At 70.0% G+C, this 18,848-nt stretch carries 14 protein-coding genes and 2 rRNA genes (1 of these 16 cut by a window edge); 13 read left to right on the top strand and 3 right to left on the bottom strand.

Translation table 11 applies throughout. The features are described from left to right. The 7 genes from P2424_RS27935 to P2424_RS27905 form a co-directional block, all read left to right on the top strand. Positions 1-2,793, top strand: a 23S ribosomal RNA gene (locus tag P2424_RS27935) (it extends 331 nt beyond the left edge of the window). 104 nt (positions 2,794-2,897) lie between these two features. Then, positions 2,898-3,014: ribosomal RNA gene (rrf, locus tag P2424_RS27930) — 5S ribosomal RNA — on the top strand. 78 nt (positions 3,015-3,092) lie between these two features. Continuing rightward, positions 3,093-4,271, top strand: coding sequence for an acetoin utilization protein AcuC (locus P2424_RS27925; protein WP_276478439.1), 1,179 nt, complete (start codon positions 3,093-3,095; stop codon positions 4,269-4,271). Positions 4,272-5,220: 949 nt separating this feature from the next. After that, on the top strand, positions 5,221-5,430 hold the full coding sequence (locus tag P2424_RS27920) for a helix-turn-helix domain-containing protein (protein WP_158687519.1): 210 nt from the start codon (positions 5,221-5,223) through the stop codon (positions 5,428-5,430). A 184-nt stretch (positions 5,431-5,614) separates the two neighbouring features. Continuing rightward, positions 5,615-5,713, top strand: coding sequence for an AURKAIP1/COX24 domain-containing protein (locus tag P2424_RS27915; protein WP_003948845.1), 99 nt, complete (start codon positions 5,615-5,617; stop codon positions 5,711-5,713). A 131-nt stretch (positions 5,714-5,844) separates the two neighbouring features. Beyond that, positions 5,845-6,942, top strand: coding sequence for an NAD-dependent epimerase/dehydratase family protein (locus P2424_RS27910; protein WP_276478438.1), 1,098 nt, complete (start codon positions 5,845-5,847; stop codon positions 6,940-6,942). Next, complete coding sequence (locus P2424_RS27905; RefSeq protein ID WP_276478437.1) at positions 6,935-8,188, top strand: lysophospholipid acyltransferase family protein; 1,254 nt, start codon at positions 6,935-6,937, stop codon at positions 8,186-8,188. Before P2424_RS27910 ends, P2424_RS27905 begins: the two co-directional genes overlap by 8 nt. Before the next feature lie 125 nt (positions 8,189-8,313). Here the strand turns inward: P2424_RS27905 and P2424_RS27900 are convergent, their stop codons facing one another. From P2424_RS27900 to P2424_RS27890, 3 genes are all read right to left on the bottom strand, one after another. Further along, a complete protein-coding gene (locus P2424_RS27900) occupies positions 8,314-9,639 on the bottom strand; it encodes a DUF5667 domain-containing protein (protein WP_276478436.1) in 1,326 nt (441 codons plus the stop codon). 319 nt (positions 9,640-9,958) lie between these two features. Further along, positions 9,959-10,861, bottom strand: coding sequence for an ECF subfamily RNA polymerase sigma factor, BldN family (locus tag P2424_RS27895; RefSeq protein ID WP_276478435.1), 903 nt, complete (start codon positions 10,859-10,861; stop codon positions 9,959-9,961). 381 nt (positions 10,862-11,242) lie between these two features. Continuing rightward, a complete protein-coding gene (locus tag P2424_RS27890; protein ID WP_276478434.1) occupies positions 11,243-12,172 on the bottom strand; it encodes an HAD-IB family hydrolase in 930 nt (309 codons plus the stop codon). A 129-nt stretch (positions 12,173-12,301) separates the two neighbouring features. Between P2424_RS27890 and P2424_RS27885 the strand changes: the two genes are divergently transcribed. From P2424_RS27885 to hemB, 6 genes are all read left to right on the top strand, one after another. Further along, positions 12,302-12,538, top strand: a complete 237-nt coding sequence (locus P2424_RS27885; RefSeq protein WP_019354097.1) for a glutaredoxin family protein — start codon at positions 12,302-12,304, stop codon at positions 12,536-12,538. Between the two features lie 387 nt (positions 12,539-12,925). Beyond that, on the top strand, positions 12,926-13,726 hold the full coding sequence (locus tag P2424_RS27880; RefSeq protein ID WP_276478433.1) for a redox-sensing transcriptional repressor Rex: 801 nt from the start codon (positions 12,926-12,928) through the stop codon (positions 13,724-13,726). Then, positions 13,723-15,048 (top strand): glutamyl-tRNA reductase, encoded by a 1,326-nt coding sequence (locus tag P2424_RS27875; RefSeq protein ID WP_276478432.1) that lies wholly within the window; start codon positions 13,723-13,725, stop codon positions 15,046-15,048. Before P2424_RS27880 ends, P2424_RS27875 begins: the two co-directional genes overlap by 4 nt. Continuing rightward, entirely contained in the window at positions 15,045-16,046 is a 1,002-nt protein-coding gene (hemC, locus tag P2424_RS27870; RefSeq protein WP_276478431.1) for a hydroxymethylbilane synthase, read from the top strand. Before P2424_RS27875 ends, hemC begins: the two co-directional genes overlap by 4 nt. A gap of 86 nt (positions 16,047-16,132) precedes the next feature. Further along, positions 16,133-17,785 (top strand): uroporphyrinogen-III synthase, encoded by a 1,653-nt coding sequence (locus P2424_RS27865; RefSeq protein WP_276478430.1) that lies wholly within the window; start codon positions 16,133-16,135, stop codon positions 17,783-17,785. Then, on the top strand, positions 17,782-18,801 hold the full coding sequence (gene hemB / locus P2424_RS27860; RefSeq protein WP_276478429.1) for a porphobilinogen synthase: 1,020 nt from the start codon (positions 17,782-17,784) through the stop codon (positions 18,799-18,801). The genes P2424_RS27865 and hemB overlap by 4 nt, the downstream gene beginning before the upstream one ends. Positions 18,802-18,848: the final 47 nt, after the last annotated feature.

Here is an 18,848-nt window from a genome sequence, read left to right as displayed (position 1 = left end):
TCAATGGTCTGCCGGCTGTTGGACGAGTGAAAAATTGTTGGTGTAGGCGAAGGGCATGCGAAAGGCCCGGCGTAGAGGGTAAGACCCCCGTAGCTGAAATGCCAGCGACTTGTTTGTGGGACTCCCAAGTAGCATGGGGCCCGAGAAATCCTGTGTGAATCTGGCGGGACCACCCGTCAAGCCTAAATATTCCCTGGTGACCGATAGCGGATAGTACCGTGAGGGAATGGTGAAAAGTACCGCGGGAGCGGAGTGAAAGAGTACCTGAAACCGTGTGCCTACAAGCCGTGGGAGCGTCGCGTTGCGTGCTTGCACGTAACGTCGTGACTGCGTGCCTTTTGAAGAATGAGCCTGCGAGTTTGCGGCATGTTGCGAGGTTAACCCGTGTGGGGGAGCCGTAGCGAAAGCGAGTCCGAAGAGGGCGTTTGAGTAGCGTGTTCAAGACCCGAAGCGGAGTGATCTAGCCATGGGCAGGGTGAAGCGCGGGTAAGACCGTGTGGAGGCCCGAACCCACCAGGGTTGAAAACCTGGGGGATGACCTGTGGTTAGGGGTGAAAGGCCAATCAAACTCCGTGATAGCTGGTTCTCCCCGAAATGCATTTAGGTGCAGCGTCGTGTGTTTCTTGCCGGAGGTAGAGCACTGGATAGGCGATGGGCCCTACCGGGTTACTGACCTTAGCCAAACTCCGAATGCCGGTAAGTGAGAGCGCGGCAGTGAGACTGTGGGGGATAAGCTCCATGGTCGAGAGGGAAACAGCCCAGAGCATCGACTAAGGCCCCTAAGCGTGTGCTAAGTGGGAAAGGATGTGGAGTCGCAGAGACAACCAGGAGGTTGGCTTAGAAGCAGCCATCCTTGAAAGAGTGCGTAATAGCTCACTGGTCAAGTGATTCCGCGCCGATAATGTAGCGGGGCTCAAGTACACCGCCGAAGTCGTGTCACTCCAACATGAGGGCTAACGCCTGTTGGGGTGGGTAGGGGAGCGTCGTGTGCCGGGTGAAGCAGCCGTGGAAGCGAGTTGTGGACGGTTCACGAGTGAGAATGCAGGCATGAGTAGCGATACATGCGTGGGAAACGTGTGCGCCGATTGACTAAGGGTTCCTGGGTCAAGCTGATCTGCCCAGGGTAAGTCGGGACCTAAGGCGAGGCCGACAGGCGTAGTCGATGGAGAACCGGTTGATATTCCGGTACCCGCTATGCAGCGTCAGACATCGAATCAGGTGATGCTAAGTCCGTGAAGCCTCCTGGTCTCTTCGGAGTCCGGGTGTGGTGGAGCCGACGGTCCGAGCTTGTAGTAGGTGAGTGATGGGGTGACGCAGTGAGGTAGTCCAGCCCGGGCGATGGTTGTCCCGGGGTAAGGGTGTAGCCCGAGGAGTAGGGAAATCCGTTCCTCGTTACAGGGGTGAGACCTGATGCCGAGCCGTTTGTGGTGAAGTGGATGATCCTGTGCTGTCGAGAAAAGCCTCTAGCGAGTTGTGTGGCGGCCCGTACCCTAAACCGACTCAGGTGGTCTGGTAGAGAATACCGAGGCGTTCGGGTGAACTATGGTTAAGGAACTCGGCAAAATGCCCCCGTAACTTCGGGAGAAGGGGGGCCATGTCTGGTGAGGGCACGTGCTGTCTGAGCTGGGTGTGGCCGCAGAGACCAGCGAGAAGCGACTGTTTACTAAAAACACAGGTCCGTGCGAAGCCGTAAGGCGAGGTATACGGACTGACGCCTGCCCGGTGCTGGAACGTTAAGGGGACCGGTTAGTCACATTTCGGTGTGGTGAAGCTGAGAACTTAAGCGCCAGTAAACGGCGGTGGTAACTATAACCATCCTAAGGTAGCGAAATTCCTTGTCGGGTAAGTTCCGACCTGCACGAATGGCGTAACGACTTCTTGACTGTCTCAACCATAGGCCCGGTGAAATTGCACTACGAGTAAAGATGCTCGTTTCGCGCAGCAGGACGGAAAGACCCCGGGACCTTTACTACAGCTTGATATTGGTGTTCGGTTCGGCTTGTGTAGGATAGGTGGGAGACTGTGATACGGACACGCCAGTGTTCGTGGAGTCGTTGTTGAAATACCACTCTGGTCGTGCTGGATGTCTAACCTGGGTCCGTGATCCGGATCGGGGACAGTGTCTGGTGGGTAGTTTAACTGGGGCGGTTGCCTCCTAAAATGTAACGGAGGCGCCCAAAGGTTCCCTCAGCCTGGTTGGTCATCAGGTGGTGAGTGTAAGTGCACAAGGGAGCTTGACTGTGAGACTGACGGGTCGAGCAGGGACGAAAGTCGGGACTAGTGATCCGGCGGTGGCTTGTGGAAGCGCCGTCGCTCAACGGATAAAAGGTACCCCGGGGATAACAGGCTGATCTTCCCCAAGAGTCCATATCGACGGGATGGTTTGGCACCTCGATGTCGGCTCGTCGCATCCTGGGGCTGGAGTCGGTCCCAAGGGTTGGGCTGTTCGCCCATTAAAGCGGTACGCGAGCTGGGTTTAGAACGTCGTGAGACAGTTCGGTCCCTATCCGCTGCGCGCGTAGGAGTCTTGAGAAGGGCTGTCCCTAGTACGAGAGGACCGGGACGGACGGACCTCTGGTGTGCCAGTTGTTCTGCCAAGGGCATGGCTGGTTGGCTACGTTCGGGAAGGATAACCGCTGAAAGCATCTAAGCGGGAAGCCTGCTTCGAGATGAGGACTCCCACCCCCTTTGAGGGGTTAAGGCTCCCTGGAGATGACGGGGTTGATAGGCCGGATCTGGAAGCACGGTAACGTGTGGAGGTGACCGGTACTAATAGGCCGAGGGCTTGTCCATAGAGGCTCGCGTCCACTGTGTCGGTTCTGAGACAACAACCGTGCAAGCACCATCCCCGTGTTGTCGGGTGGGTGTTGTGCTGCTGGTTGTGTGTTTCACCGTGTTTCGGTGGTCATAGCGTGAGGGAAACGCCCGGTCACATTCCGAACCCGGAAGCTAAGCCTTTCAGCGCCGATGGTACTGCATGCGGGAGCGTGTGGGAGAGTAGGACGCCGCCGAACTCATTGTGGGGAAAGCCCCGTCGGAGACATCCGACGGGGCTTTCTCACGTTCAGGGCCTGCCCGATACGGTGGCGGGCATGAGCGGCGGCGCGCAGTTGATGTGGGACGAGGGTGTCACCGGCTACGACTTCGGCCGTGGCCATCCGATGGACCCGGTACGGCTTGCGCTGACCAAGCGCCTGATCGAGGCGCTGGGCGTGGAGCGCAGTCCGGAGCTCGGCGTCGCCGCGGCGAGGCCCCTCGGGGACTCCACCCTGCGGCTGGTGCACCGGCCCGACTACATCGACGCCGTTCGCCGGGCCTCGCTCGACCCCGCGTCCGCCGAGGAACGGTACGGCCTGGGGACCATGGACGACCCGGCGTTCGCCCGGATGCACGAGGTCTCCGCACTCATCGCCGGACAGTCGGTCGGCGGAGCCGAGGCCGTGTGGCAGGGCAGGGCGCTGCATGCGGTGAACTTCGCGGGCGGGCTGCACCATGCCATGCCGGACCGCGCCTCCGGCTTCTGCGTCTACAACGATCCCGCGCTCGCCATCGCCCGGCTGCTGGAGCTCGGGGCTGAGCGGGTCGCCTACGTCGATCTGGACGTGCACCACGGGGACGGCGTCCAGGCTGCGTTCTGGGACGATCCCCGGGTACTGACGATCTCCCTGCACGAGCATCCGGGCACCCTCTTCCCCGGCACCGGCTGGCCGGAGGAGTGCGGAGGTCCGGGGGCGGAAGGCGGTGCGGTGAACGTGGCGCTGCCGCCCGGTACGGCGGACGCCGGCTGGCTGCGGGCCGTGCACGCGGTGGTCCCCGAGCTGCTGGAGGCGTTCCGACCGCAGGTGCTGGTCTCCCAGCACGGTGCGGACACCCACGCCGAGGACCCGCTGGCGCACCTCGCGGTGAGCGTGGATGCGCAGCGTCGGGCGGCCGAGGCGGCCCACGCCTGGGCGCACACGTACGCGCGGGGCCGGTGGTTGGCGACCGGCGGTGGTGGCTACGCGGTGGTGGACGTGGTGCCGCGTACCTGGACGCATCTGGTGGCGATCGCGGCGGGTGCTCCGGTGCCGGGGGAGACCGAAGTGCCCGAGGAGTGGCGGCAGGAGGTGTACGCGCGTACCGGCGGTACCGGCGCCCCGCTGCGGATGACGGACGGGCTGGAGCCGAGCTGGCGGGACTGGGGCGAGGGATACGACCCGGCGGACCGCCTGGACCAGGCGGTGCGGGCGACCCGGCGGGCGGTGTTCCCCGCGCACGGGCTGCTGCCCTGAGGGGCATCGGGCCGACGTCCGCACCGCGGGCAGGAGCGCCGGAGCGCGCCGCGTACGGCCCTCTGGGCTGCCCTGGGTGCTGTGCCGGTCGGACCCTGTCGGAGCCGTGGCGCAGCGGCCCGCAGACGGTTCCCGCGGTCGCGCTCGTTGCCCGCGGCGTGGGAACGGCGGTCCAAGGGGCGGTGAATCGTTTCCGCGCCGGGCCCGGTTGGCGGTCGGGCGGTGCGGGGTATCCGCAGTCGCGGGACGGATTTCCCGGCGTTCGCTGCTGCCGGCTGTCCGACCTGCCCGCGGGGAGCGGTATCGAGGAGCGCGCTTCCGTGCTGTCTCCTGACCGACTTCCGGTCAAGTACGTCACATTGGCCCCACGCCTGTCGGCATCTGAGTGCCTCGAACTAGCACTGTCGGTGGGTAAGCGTGTCGACATAGCGATGTGATTCGGGGTACGTCAGTGCGGCTCCTCCTACGTGAGGGGGGTCGTGCTGTTCTGCACAACCAGCGCTTGCACACGAGGGCGTGCGCGGGGCGCGAACGCGTGCGCCGCCTTTTTCCGGGGGGAGGGAGCCGCCCGGCGCGACGGGGGCGAAGGGGGTGCGGTCAAGGTCCCTGGCGGGGCTGATGGTTCGACGTTCGACGCAGGTCAGTGGGGTGGCGGGGTTTCCGGGCCGCCAGGTGCGCAGGGGGTGGCGCTCGGCGCGGAACGGCAGGAGTCAGGGGTGGGACGGAGCGTTCCGCGCGTGCCGACGGATGACGCTGCGCAGTGCGACTACTACCGCGCGCTTACTCGCTATGTACTCAATCGAGCGTGTCTGTCACGGTAGGCGAGCGATCGCTACTCCTCTTCACCACTTGCATCACGCGCCCCTAATCTGGGGAGGAGCGCACATGCGAGCAGGAGGCACCGGAGGGGAAGCCGGCGCCCGACATGTGCGGAAGGTTCAGGTGTGACATGGCTGCTGACGAACGGCCGTTGAACGAGGTCGTCTTCTTGACCGTGGCGGAGGTCGCCGCGGTGATGCGAGTCTCCAAGATGACCGTGTACCGCTTGGTGCACAGCGGTCATCTGCCGGCGATCCGGGTGGGCAGGTCCTTCCGGGTGCCGGAGAAGGCCGTCCACGAGTATCTCGAGGATTCGTACGTGGGGGTGGAGAGCGCCTAGCCGAAGATCGGGTGCGCACGTTTCACCGCTGCACCGGAGCCCCGATGCCCCTCGATTCACGCCCATTCCCGGGTGGCGGGTAGGGTGGCCCCATGTAGGTCGTGTGGGCTCGGACGCCCCGCACCGAGTATCGAAATGAGTTCGCCCCGCACCATGCGGGGATGATCCGTGAGCGAGGGTAGTCGTGGGCTCTGTCATCAAGAAGCGGCGTAAGCGGATGGCGAAGAAGAAGCACCGCAAGCTGCTGAAGCGGACGCGTGTGCAGCGTCGCAACAAGAAGTGAGCGAGCGCACCGCACGCCACTGACCGCCGCCTTTCTCTCCGTGCCGGGGAGGAGGGCGGCGGTTCTGCTTTGGTTGCGCGGTGCGGCTCGTGCGGGGGCGCCGGCCGTATCGGGGGTGTGAGGGAGGGATCGTGGGCAAGGTCGTGCTCGTCACCGGGGTCGCCAGACCGCTCGGTGGCCGATTCGTACGCCGTATCCGGCACGAGCCTGAGGTGAGCCGGGTGATCGGCGTGGACGCCCGTCCGCCCGCGCACCCGTTGGACGGTGCGGAGTTCGTGCGGGCCGATATCCGTCAGCCCGCCATCGGCAAGGTGCTGGCCGAGCACGCTGTCGACACCGTCGTCCACATGGATGTGCACGGCGCTCCGCCTGCGCTGGGAGGTGCCGGGCGGGGAGCGGTCAAGGAGACCAACGTCATCGGCGCCATGCAGTTGCTGGGGGCGTGCCAGAAGGCGCCCAGCGTCAGCCGGCTGGTGATCAAATCGACGACGAGCGTCTACGGTTCGGCGCCGCGCGATCCGGCCGTCTTCGACGAGGCGACACCTGTCAGGGACCTGCCCACCGGGGGGTTCGCCAAGGACGCGGTCGAGGTCGAGGGGTACGTACGCGGATTCGCGCGGCGTCGGCCGGATGTCGCGGTGACCGTGCTGCGCTTCGCCCACATCCTCGGTCCGGCCGCCGAGTCACCGCTCGCCGGCTACTTCTCGCTGCCCGTCCTGCCCACCGTGCTGGGCTACGACCCCCGGCTGCAGTTCGTGCACGACGACGACGTGATCGAGGTGCTGCGGCTGGCGGCGGGCGAGCCGCGCCCGGGCGCGCTCACCGCCGGGACGTTCAACATCGCCGGGGACGGTGTGCTGCTGCTGTCGCAGTGCGCACGGAGGTTGGGCCGGCCGACGGTGCCGATGCTGCTGCCGGCGATCCGCTGGAGCCGGAGCGTGCTGCGCTCGGTGGGCGCGACGGACTTCTCGCCCGAACAGATACGGCTGCTCACCCACGGGCGGGTGGTGCGGACCGCACAGGCCCGTGATGTGCTCGGCTTCACCCCGCGCCGGACGACAGCGGAGACGCTGGAGGCCTTCCTGCACGAGCAGGGCCCGGGGCTGCTGCCGCCGGAGGGCATCGCCGGCGCGCTCGACCGGTTCGCGGCACTGCTGCCGGGACAGTCCGGCCCACAAGCGTGCACCGCCGCCGCGGCGGGGCAGGAGGAGGTCCGCCAGGATGGCTGACGCGAAGGTCATACCCTTCGACGACGACAGGGACCGCTCCCGGGGCCCGGGGTCGCCCGCCGGACGCGGCAGCTCCGGGGAGGGCGCCCGCGCGTCCCGTGCGGGACGCTCCGGTACACCCCGGCCCGGTGGCGGTGCCGCGTCCGGGGAGGAATCCGGTCCGGGCGGTGCCGGCGACGGTCGGCGCGGCGGCACCGGGCGGCGCTCACGTCTGACTGCGGTGTCCGGACAGCGGCCGGACCCGGCGCAAGGCGCCGGGGAATCGTCCGGGCAGCCCGGGCCCGGCGCCGCTGCGGCGGGCGCCGGACCGGAGGATTCGGCGGGAGGCGGCTCCGCTGGGCGCTCCGGCGCGGCCGGCTCCACGGCGGCGAAGGAACCCGCGGGGTTGCTGGAGCGGGCGCTCGGCCGGGAGTGGGAGGAGCGGGCCGCCGAGGGTCTCGCCTTTCTGCGGCGCAGGCTCACCGGGGAGTACGAGGTCGACGACTTCGGCTTCGACGAGGAGCTGACCGACCAGGTGCTGATGACACTGCTGCGCCCGGTCTTCGAGAAGTACTTCCGGGTGGAGGTGCGCGGGGTGGAGAACATACCCGCGGACGGCGCGGCGCTGGTGGTGGCCAACCACTCGGGCACCCTCCCGCTGGACGGGCTGATGCTCCAGGTCGCCGTGCACGACGAGCATCCGGCCGGCCGGCAGCTGCGGCTGCTGGGCGCGGACCTGGTGTTCGTGCTGCCGCTCGTCAACGCGCTCGCACGCAAGGCCGGACACACACTCGCCTGCGCGGAGGACGCGCAGACGCTGCTGGAGCGGGGCGAGGTCGTCGGGGTGATGCCGGAGGGCTTCAAGGGGCTGGGCAAGCCGTTCGCGGACCGCTACAAGCTCCAGCGGTTCGGGCGGGGCGGTTTCGTCTCGACGGCGCTGCGGGCGGGAGCGCCGATCGTGCCGTGCTCCATCGTCGGTGCCGAGGAGATCTATCCGATGGTCGGCAACTCCCGCACGCTCGCCCGGCTGTTCGGCTTCCCGTACTTTCCGATCACGCCCACCTTCCCGTGGCTGGGTCCGCTGGGCGCGGTGCCGCTGCCGACGAAGTGGACGATCCAGTTCGGCGAGCCGCTGCCCACCGACGGCTATCCGCCGGAGGCGGCGGAGGATCCGATGCTGATGTTCAACCTCACCGACCAGGTGCGGGAGACCATTCAGCACACGCTCTACAAGCTGCTGGTGCGGCGGCGGTCGGTCTTCTTCTGAGCGCTCCCCGGGGGGCTGTGTGACCGTGCGCCGCCGCACAGCGTGGCGGGCTGCTCCTGGTCCGCGGGCCACGGACCTGCCGCGGCGGCCGGCCCGTGGCCGCCGCGACCCCCTGTCCGCCGCTGCTAGCTGCCGTCGCCGCCGAGGTCGAGGCGGGGCAGGACGTCCGGGACGAGCGGAGGCAGGGTGACCTTGGGCTCACTGCCCGGCGAGGAGGGGCTTCCGGAGCCGGGGTCGGAGTGGGACGGACTGCCGCCCTGCCGGTCGGAGTCCTCCGGCGGTTCGAGCAGATCGCCGCCGAGCAGCCCCTTGCCCCGCTGCTGGGAGTCGGAGGGCGAGGGCTCCTCGCCGCCGCCGTCCCGCCGCCCGTCCATGCCGTCCGCCGACGGGGAGCTGGGCTCGGCTGACGGCTGCTCCTCGCCCGTCCGGTCGCCGGTGCCCGGTTCCCGGTCGCGGGGGGCCTCAGCGCTTTCCCTGGGGAGGAGCGAGCGCAGCGGGTCCACTTCCTGGTCTATGGCGTCGAAGACCGAGCTGACCTCGTCGCTCACGTCGCGAAGTTGCACCGGCAGCCGGTCGCGCAGCTGTGTCCAGCCCGCCCGGTGGTTCTCGGCGAACGCGGACAGGGACCGGATCGGGGCCAGGTCCCCGTTCCGCTGGTAGGCGGAGCTGAGCAGCCGGTGTCCCTCGGACGCGTCGTGCCGCATGCCGGAGAGCGTCTTGCGGACCTCGGCGAGCGCCTCGTGGTCCAGCGCTCCGGAGCGGTCGCGCTCCATGAGGCGGCGGGCCTCGTGCAGCCGGGTGGAGGCGTGGTCCAGGAGGAGGCCGCCGCGGTCGGCGTCGTCCCCGGCCAGGTCGAGCCGGATGTCCTCCATCCCGCGTTTGAGGCCGTAGAGCGAGTCGCCGGGCAGCGCGTCGGTGCTGGCGGCGGTGGCTGCGCCGAAGGCGCTGGCCGCGACGCCCACGCTCAGGCCGCCGACGGCGAGCCCGCGGCCGAGCCGGGACTTGGGGCGCAGCTTTCCGAGCGGCCCGAGACCGGGTGCGCGGTGTGCGCCGCTCCGGCTGCGGGAGTCGGCGCGGGCGTCGCGCTGCTCGGGGAAGTGCGCGCCGTGCGCCGTCGTCTCACCCTCTCCGAAGGCGGCCTCCATGGCGGCGATCAGCTGTGCGCGCTGGACCGTCTTGACCTCGGGGTCCAGCGTCGGCCTGGGTACCCCGCCCAGCGCGTTCGCGAGGGAGAGCAGTGACGGGTCGGAGCCGTCGGCCCGGTGGCCGTGCGGTGTGCCCGGCGGGGGTGCCGCCGTGTCGCTCCCTCCTCCCGGCCCCGGCCCGGGGCGTTCTCGGGGCGGGGGGCCCTCGGGTTCCTTGTCGGCCGCCGCGCCCGTGTCACGTCCCTGCTCGTCCAGGGCTTGGGCGAAGGCGATGGCCCGTCGGCTCGTCGGCACGGATCCGATCACCGGCGGCACCTCCTCATCGTCTGCACGGTCGGCTCCCCACCACACCGGCACGAGTGTGGCCGACCGTGTCCGCTCAGGCGCGAGCGAGCCCCGGGCAGCCACGGCTACGGGGAGTCTGCAACCCCGACAACGAGCGCAAGCCACTCGGGTTACGGAGTCGGATGTCACGATGATGTGACTGGAGGTCTGGGCAGGGGCGACCGGGTGGCCGACCTCCGCACAGACCCCTCGGCGACGCGGCGGTCGCAGCCTTCGGAGGCGTCTCGGAGGCGCCTTCGGGGGGTGCCTCCGAGACGCCTCCGAGCAGTCCGCCCGAGGGTCAGCGCGCGTCGTCGGGGAGCAGTCGGGCGAGGGTGCGCACGGCGCGGTACTGCAGGGTCTTGATGGCGCCCTCGTTCTTGCCCATCACCCGGGCCGTCTCGGCGACGGAGAGCCCCTGCAGAAATCGGAGCGTTACGCATTCCTGTTGTTGGGGGTTGAGCTTACGTACGGCCTCCAGCAGGGCGGCGTTGGAGAGCGTTTCGAGGACCGACTCCTCGGGGGACCGCTCGACCTCGTTGGCGTCGAGCATCTCGCCGGTGGTCACCTCGAGGCGGAAGCGGCTCGACTTGAAATGGTCGGCGACCAGGTTGCGGGCGATGGTCACCAGCCAGGCTCCGAAGTCGCGGCCCTGCCAGGTGAAGGTGCCGATGCGGCGGAGGGCGCGCAGAAAGGTCTCGCTGGTCAGGTCCTCGGCGGTGGCCCGGCCGCCGACCCGGTAGTAGATGTAGCGGTAGACGGTGTCGCTGTATTGGTCGTACAACCTGCCGAACGCCTCGGCCTCGCCGTCCTGGGCCCGTTCGACCAGGTCCATCATCCGGCGGCTGTCGGTGTCGGAGGCGGCCGGGCGGCGGGCGGTCGCGCCGGAGCCGCGGGCGCGTCGGCCGGTCGCGGTGGAGGTGCGGGACGTGGTCGCCGCGTTCGAGCGGGCGACCGAGGGTGATGCCGGGGACGCGGCGGAGGCGGCCGGGCCGGCCGCGGTGGTCAGGGCGCGGGTGGCGCGGTGGGTGGGGGCAGGGCGGGGAACTGTGGGGACAGTTGAGGCTCCTGCGGGGACAGGTGCGGTTGGTGCGGCCAGGGCAGGGATGGCGTACGCGGTGGGGACGAACGCACGCAGTTGGTCGATGACTGTCGTGCGCAGCGTAGCCAGGCCCGAGGCGTCAACCCCGACGTGTGGGTACACGGGACTCCCAGAGGCAGAGCTTCCATCACGTGCAGTGCGGAACCGTTCACCCGGTGTAGGGGCAGGTGGGTACCGAATTGCGTCTGAGGAGAATAACGCTTCGTACAGGCCGCACTACCCCTAGTTGCTGAAAACGTCGCTTCGGTTCGTTCTGTTGCGGATTGGAGCCGCATTCAAGTGCGAGTCGAAGACTGTTTCTGATCGTTTCCGTGGCTGAATTTGACACCTGGGTGATGTGTTCCGGCCGACCGGCCGGATCGGGACTGGCTGCCCGGGGCGCCGGGTAACACTGCTGGATTGCCCGGCGGACAGCCGCGCACGACGGACCGGCGGTCGCCGTGCTGCGCCCCCGGGCGCGTCGGCGTTTCCCTCGTGAGGGGCCTAGCGGCGGCGCCGCTGTACCGCTGCGGCAGCCACCGCGCCGCCTGCCAGCGCGCCGACCCCGGCGGCCGCCGGGATACCCACCTTGGCCGCCTTGCGGCCCTTCCGGTAGTCGCGCAGTCGCCAGCCCATTTCACGCGCGTGCGTCCGAAGTCGGCTGTCAGGATTGATCGCATACGGATATCCGACGAGCGACAGCATCGGAATGTCGTTCGCCGAATCGCTGTACGCAGCGCACCTGTCCAGGTCGAGCCCCTCGGCCGCGGACAGCGCGCGGACCGCCTCCGCCTTCGCCGGCCCGTGCAGCGGTTCGCCGACCAGCCGCCCGGTGTAGACGCCGCCCACCGACTCGGCCACCGTGCCCAGCGCTCCGGTCAGCCCCAGCCGCCGCGCGATGATCGTGGCCGTCTCCACCGGTGCCGCCGTCACCAGCCACACCTTCTGGCCCGCGTCCAGGTGCGCCTGGGCCAGGGCCCGGGTGCCGGGCCAGATCCGGCCCGCCATGTACTCGTCGTAGATCTCCTCGCCGATCGCCATCAGCTCGGAGACCCGGTGTCCCTTCACGATGGACAGCGCACTCTCCCGGGCGTCCTGCATGTGGTCGGCGTTCTCGGCGCCGGCGAGCCGGAAGTAGGTCTGCTGCCAGGCGAACCGGGTCAGTTCGCGCTTCCGGAAGAACTTGCGCTTGTAGAGGCCGCGGCCGAAGTGGAAGAGGGCGGCGCCCTGCATGACGGTGTTGTCCAGGTCGAAGAAGGCGGCGGCGTGCACGTCACCGGCGACCGGGAACTCCGGCTCCGGGGCGCCCGCGGGTTCGGCCGTCGCCTGCTCCTGCTCCTGCTTGCGCGCCGCCTCGGCGGCCGCCTCCCCGGCGAGCACGCTGCGTGCGGTCGCGTTGCGCCTGCGAGGGGTCAGCCATGCGGGAAGGGCCATGCGGCGAGCATAGCCAGTCTGTTCGGAGAGTCGGTTGCGCCGGGAGGGCCGGTGCGTGCGGTCTCCACCGTCCGCGGCGGGGTGCCCGACGGGTTCGGTCAGGCGCCGGGCGGGCTGGAGAATGGGGGTATGAAGACTGTGACGCTGATCGGGAAGCCCGGCTGCCACCTGTGCGACGTGGCGCGCGATGTGGTGGTCCGGGTGTGCGAGGAAGTGGACGCCGCCTGGGAGGAGAAGGACATCAACCAGGATCCCGAGCTCTACCGGCTGTATTGGGAGCAGATCCCGGTGGTGCTGGTGGACGGGGCCCAGCACGACTTCTGGCGGGTGGACCCGGAGCGGTTGCGCAGCGCGCTCACCGCGTGACGCGGCGCCGACTTCCGCGCCTGCCGGGCGCCGACGGGCGCGGGTGAGGTGCGGGTGGAGCGGGTCCGCGCCCGGCCGCACCTGCCGGTGCCTGTCGGGGGCCGCCCTCAAGAACCGCCGAGGGGCCACTTGTCCAGTGGGAATGTGGTCAGGGTTCGAGTGGGTTTCGATTAGTATCGAGGGCGTTTTGCGATCCGGGGGCGTATAGGTGAGGAGTGTGGCCGGGTGTCCCCGTCGTTGCCTGTGGCGCCGGTCACGTTGACCGGACAAACCGGACACAATCTTTGTGCACGCGTTCACAAAGGCATAGCCTGGACGCGACGGAGCGGTCCGGGAGAGTGCCTCGCAGACGACCGCTCACCGCTTCGCGCAACCGGCAGGAGCACCGTGGCAACTGGCCGAAACCACCGTCCGGCGACGAGTCGGAGCCGAGGGATCCCCGAGGCGACCGTCGCCCGCCTTCCGCTGTACCTGCGGGCCCTCACCGCGCTGTCCGAGCGCTCGGTGCCCACGGTGTCCTCGGAGGAGCTGGCCTCGGCGGCGGGCGTCAATTCGGCCAAGCTCCGCAAGGACTTCTCCTACCTGGGCTCGTACGGCACCCGCGGGGTCGGCTACGACGTGGAGTACCTCGTCTACCAGATCTCCCGTGAGCTGGGCCTCACCCAGGACTGGCCGGTTGTCATCGTCGGTATCGGAAACCTGGGCGCCGCGCTCGCCAACTACGGCGGGTTCGCCTCGCGCGGCTTCCGGGTCGCGGCGCTGATCGACGCCGACCCGGGGCTGTCCGGCAAGCCCGTGGCGGGCATCCCGGTCCAGCACACCGACGAGCTGGAGAAGATCATCTCGGACAACGGGGTGTCCATCGGCGTGATCGCCACCCCGGCCGGTGCGGCCCAGCAGGTGTGCGACCGGCTCGTCGCCGCCGGGATCACCTCCATCCTCAACTTCGCGCCGACCGTGCTCTCCGTCCCCGAGGGGGTCGACGTGCGCAAGGTCGACCTCTCGATAGAACTGCAGATCCTCGCCTTCCACGAGCAGCGCAAGGCGGGCGAGGAGCCGGGGGCGCCGCCGGGGCAGAGCCCGGAGACGGACACCGCGCCGCCCGCGGCCCCGCCGGCCGTGTCCGTCGCCAAGCGGCCCCCCGAGTCCGGAACTGACGGGGATCTGCCCGCCGTGATGCCGGCATGAGTCTGCTCGTCGTGGGCCTCAGCCATCGCAGTGCGCCGGTCAGCGTGCTGGAGCGGGCCGCCCTGGCCCCCCAGGCGCGCGGGAAGCTGCTGCAGGACACCGTGGGGGCCGAGCCCGCCGCCGAGGCGGCCGTCCTCTCCACCTGCAACCGGATCGAACTCTACGCGGACGTCGACCGGTTCCACGCCGGTGTCGCCGAACTCTCCACCCTGCTGGCCCAGCACAGCGGAGTGGACCTGGAAGAGCTCACCCCGTACCTGTACGTCCACTACGAGGACCGGGCCGTGCACCACCTGTTCTCGGTGGCGTGCGGGCTGGACTCGATGGTCGTGGGCGAGGGGCAGATCCTCGGCCAGATCAAGGACGCGCTGGCCGTCGCGCAGGAGCAGCACACCGCGGGACGGCTGCTGAACGACCTGTTCCAGCAGGCGCTGCGGGTGGGGAAGCGGGCGCACTCCGAGACCGGTATCGACAAGGCCGGGCAGTCGCTGGTGACCTTCGGGCTCCAGCAGTTGGCCGCGGGGCGGGACGTCGAGGCGTGGGCGCGGGGGCGCCGGGCGCTGGTGATCGGCGCCGGATCGATGTCCTCGCTGGCCGCGGTGACACTGGCACGCGCCGGTGTGGGCGAACTGGTGATCGTCAACCGTACGTTGGAGAGGGCCGAGCGGCTGGCGGAGAGCCTGGGCGCGCGGGCGCTGCCCATGGACGCGGTGGCGGCCGAGCTGGCCGCGGCCGACGTGGTGGTCTCCTGCACCGGTGCGGCGGGGTTGGTGCTGGGCGCCGAGGACATCGGGCGGGCCGTCGGCGGGCGCGAGTCCGGCGCGGACGGCGGCCCCATCCTCTCGGTCCTCGACCTGGCCATGCCCCGGGACGTCGAAGCCGCCGTGCACCGCGTCGAGGGCGTGCGGCTCGTGGACATCGAGTCGCTCGCGGACGCCGAGGCCAACGCGCCGATGGCCGGGGATGTGGAAGCCGTCCGGAGCATCGTCGGCGAGGAGGTCGCCGCGTTCGGCGCCGCGCAGCGCGCCGCGACGATCACCCCGACCGTGGTGGCGCTGCGCGCCATGGCCGCCGACGTCGTCGCCGGGGAGATGGCGCGGCTGGAGGGCCGGCTGCACGGGATGGACGACAAACAGCGCGCGGAGATCACGCAGACCGTGCGCCGGGTCGTGGACAAGCTGCTGCACGCGCCGACCGTGCGCGTCAAACAACTCGCGGGCGAACCCGGCGGCGCCGGGTACGCGGACGCGCTGCGTGAACTCTTCGACCTCGACCCGCAGGCGGTCGCCGCTGTCAGCAACCCGGAACAGGAGCGGCAATGAACACCGACGCCACAGCCACCACCCCACTGAGGCTGGGCACCCGCCGCAGCAAGCTCGCGATGGCGCAGTCCGGGCTGGTCGCCGAGGAGGTCCGCAGGGTGACGGGGCGCCCCGTGGAGCTGGTGGAGATCACCACCTACGGCGACGTCAGCAAGGAGCAGTTGGCGCAGATCGGCGGCACCGGGGTGTTCGTCAACGCGCTGCGGGACGCGCTGGCCCGCGGGGACATCGACTTCGCGGTGCACTCGCTGAAGGATCTGCCCACCACCCAGCCCGAGGAGTTCGCGCTGGCGGCCGTGCCCGCCCGGGCGGATGCCCGGGACGTGCTGGTCGGCCGGGACGGGCTCGGCTTCGAGGCGCTGCTCCGGGCCGCCGCGCCCGGCACGGCGCGGATCGGTACGGGCTCGCCCCGCCGGATGGCGCAGTTGCACGCCTGGGCGCGTACCCTCGGGTTCGAGATCGAGACCGTGCCGATCCGGGGGAATATCGACACTCGGATCGGGTACGTGCGCTCCGGTGGGCTCGACGGCGTCGTGCTCGCGGCCGCCGGTCTCGAACGCATCGGCCGCCTCGACGAGGAGGCCGCCGAGCTGATCGAACCCGACCAGGTTCTGCCCGCCCCCGGACAGGGGGCGTTGGCGGTCGAGTGTGTGGCATCCGACACACACCTGACCGCGCAGCTCGGGGAGCTGGACGACCCGCGTACGCGGGCGGCCGTCACCGCTGAGCGAACCCTGCTCGCCGCCTTGGAGGCCGGCTGCAGCGCACCTGTGGGTGCGCTTGCCGACCTGCTTGTCGAGGGGCAGGTTGTCACCGAAATGCGCCTGCGCGGCGTCGTCGGCACCACCGACGGCCGCACGCTGGTGCAGTTGTCCACCACCGGTCCCGCACCGGCATCCGGCGACGATCTCACGGCCTGTGCACGCATGGGCCGGGAACTCGCCGACGAGATGCTCGCCAAGGGTGCGGCCGGTCTGATGGGGGAGCGAGCACTTTGAGCCCCACCGCCGCCGACAGGTCGCGCGCCGAGACGTCGAACACCGCGCGCGCCGGCAAGTCGAGCACCGCACAGAAGCCGGCAGCCGTGAGCAGACAGCACCTGCACGGTGCACACGGGCACGTCACCTTCCTGGGTGCCGGGCCCGGAGACCCGGGGCTGCTGACGTTGCGCGCCGTCGAGGCGCTGGGGCAGGCCGACGTCCTCGTCGCCGGCCCGCGCGTGTACGACGTCGTACGTGCCCATACCCGGCCGGGCGTGGACACACCACTCCAGCCCGTCGCTGACGAGACGTCAACTGCCGCTGCCGCGACCGGCGATGCAGCTCTCGACGCGGGCGAGTCTGCCATAGCCGCCGCGCGCGCCGGCAAGCGGGTCGTGCGTGCGGTCGCGGGTGATCCGGGGCTGGACTCGGACGCGGCCCGCGAGATGCTCGTGCTGGCGGCCGAGGGGATTCCCTTCGAGGTCGTCCCGGGTGTCGCAGCCGCCGTGGGGGTGCCCGCCTATGCCGGGGTCCCGCTGCGGGACGCGCAGGGGACCGACGTGCGGTTCGTGGACGCGAGCACCGCCGACGACCGGTGCTGGACCGAGCTGGGGGTGAGCGACGCGACCGTCGTCGTCTCCACCACTCTGGACCAGGTCACCGCCGCCGCCGGTGAGCTGGTGGCGGCCGGCCGCAAGCCGGACACCCCGCTGACCCTCACACTGGCCGGGACGACCACCCGGCAGCGGACCTTCACCGCGACGCTCGGCGGGATCACCCAGACCCTCAAGCAGGCCAAGGTGCTGCCGTCGCCGGACGGCGGGCAGCCCGTCATAGCCGTGGTCGGCGAGCGCAGTGCCGCGCCGCAGCGCGAGCAGCTGGCCTGGTTCGAGTCCAAGCCGCTGTTCGGCTGGCAGGTCCTGGTGCCGCGCACCAAGGAGCAGGCGGCCTCCCTCTCCGACCAGCTCCGCTCCTACGGCGCGGTGCCCGCCGAGGTGCCGACCATCGCCGTGGAGCCGCCGCGCACCCCGCAGCAGATGGAGCGGGCGGTCAAGGGCCTGGTCACCGGCCGCTACGAGTGGATCGCCTTCACCTCGGTGAACGCCGTCAAGGCGGTCCGCGAGAAGTTCGAGGAGTACGGGCTGGACGCCCGCGCCTTCGCCGGGATCAAGGTGGCGGCGGTCGGTGAGCAGACCGCGGCCGCGCTGGTCGAGTTCGGCGTCAAGCCCGACCTGGTGCCCAGCGGCGAGCAGTCGGCCGCGGGGCTGCTGGAGGACTGGCCGCCCTACGACCCGGTCTTCGACCCGATCGACCGGGTGTTCCTGCCGCGCGCGGACATCGCCACCGAGACGCTGGTGGCCGGGCTGATCGAGCTGGGCTGGGAGGTGGACGACGTGACCGCCTACCGCACGGTCCGCGCCTCGCCGCCGCCCGCCGAGACCCGGGAGGCCATCAAGGGCGGCGGGTTCGACGCGGTGCTGTTCACCTCGTCCTCCACGGTGCGGAACCTGGTGGGCATCGCGGGCAAGCCGCACAACGTCACGGTCATCGCCTGCATCGGCCCGGCCACCGCGAAGACCGCGGAGGAACACGGGCTGCGGGTGGACGTCATGTCGCCCGAGCCGTCGGTGCACAAGCTGGCCGAGGCGCTCGCCGACTTCGGAGCCCAGCGCCGTGCCGCGGCCGTCGAGGCGGGTGAGCAGGTGAAGCGGCCGAGCGAGAAGCGCCCGGCCAGGAGGAGGGCACGCACATCATGAGCACTCACGGCAGCCCCGGTACGTACGGCGGCTATCCGGCCGCCCGTCCGCGGCGGCTGCGCACCACGCCTGCCATGCGCCGTATGGTCGCCGAGCACGCCACCCGGCCCGCGGATCTGATCCTGCCCGCCTTCGTGCGGGAGGGCGCGAGCGAGCCGGTGCCGGTGGGCGCCATGCCGGGCGTCGTGCAGCACACCCGGGACTCGCTGCGGAAGGCCGCCGTGGAGGCGGTCGAGGCGGGGGTCGGCGGGCTGATGCTCTTCGGCGTCCCGGACGAGGCGAAGAAGGACGCGGTGGGCACGGCGGGCACCGACCCGGAGGGCATCCTCCAGGTCGCGCTGCGGGACGTGCGCTCCGAGGTCGGCGACGAACTGGTGCTGATGTCGGACCTGTGCCTGGACGAATACACCGACCACGGCCACTGCGGGGTGCTGACCGCCGACGGGCTGGTGGACAACGACGCGACGCTGGAGCGGTACGCCGAGATGGCCCGGGTCCAGGCGGACGCCGGAGCCCATGTGCTGGGCCCCAGCGGCATGATGGACGGCCAGATCGGCTACGTCCGCGCGGCGCTGGAGGCGGCGGGCCGCACCGATGTGGCCCTCTTCGCCTACACCGCCAAGTACTCCTCGGCGTTCTACGGGCCGTTCCGGGAGGCCGTCGGCTCCTCGCTGCGGGGGGACCGCAAGACCTACCAGCAGGACCCGGCCAACGCCCGGGAGGCGCTGCGCGAGCTCTCGCTGGATCTGGCCGAGGGCGCGGACATGGTGATGGTCAAGCCCGGCCTGCCGTACCTGGACATCCTGCGGGACTTCGCCGAGCGCGCCGAGGTGCCCGTCGGGGTCTACCAGATCTCCGGCGAGTACGCGATGGTCGAGGCCGCCGCCGAGAAGGGGTGGATCGACCGGCAGGCGGCCATCCTGGAGACGCTGACGAGCTTCACCCGGGCCGGGGCGAACATGATCCTCACCTACTGGGCCACGGAGGCAGCGGGGCTGCTGCGCGCCCGGTACTGACCGGCCCGAGCCGCACCACACCGCGAAAGCCGCACAACGGGCGCCAT

Origin of the sequence: Streptomyces sp. WMMB303 (assembly GCF_029351045.1) — a bacterium.
Taxonomy (GTDB): domain Bacteria; phylum Actinomycetota; class Actinomycetes; order Streptomycetales; family Streptomycetaceae; genus Streptomyces.
This window is presented reverse-complemented; position numbering and strand designations above follow the sequence as displayed.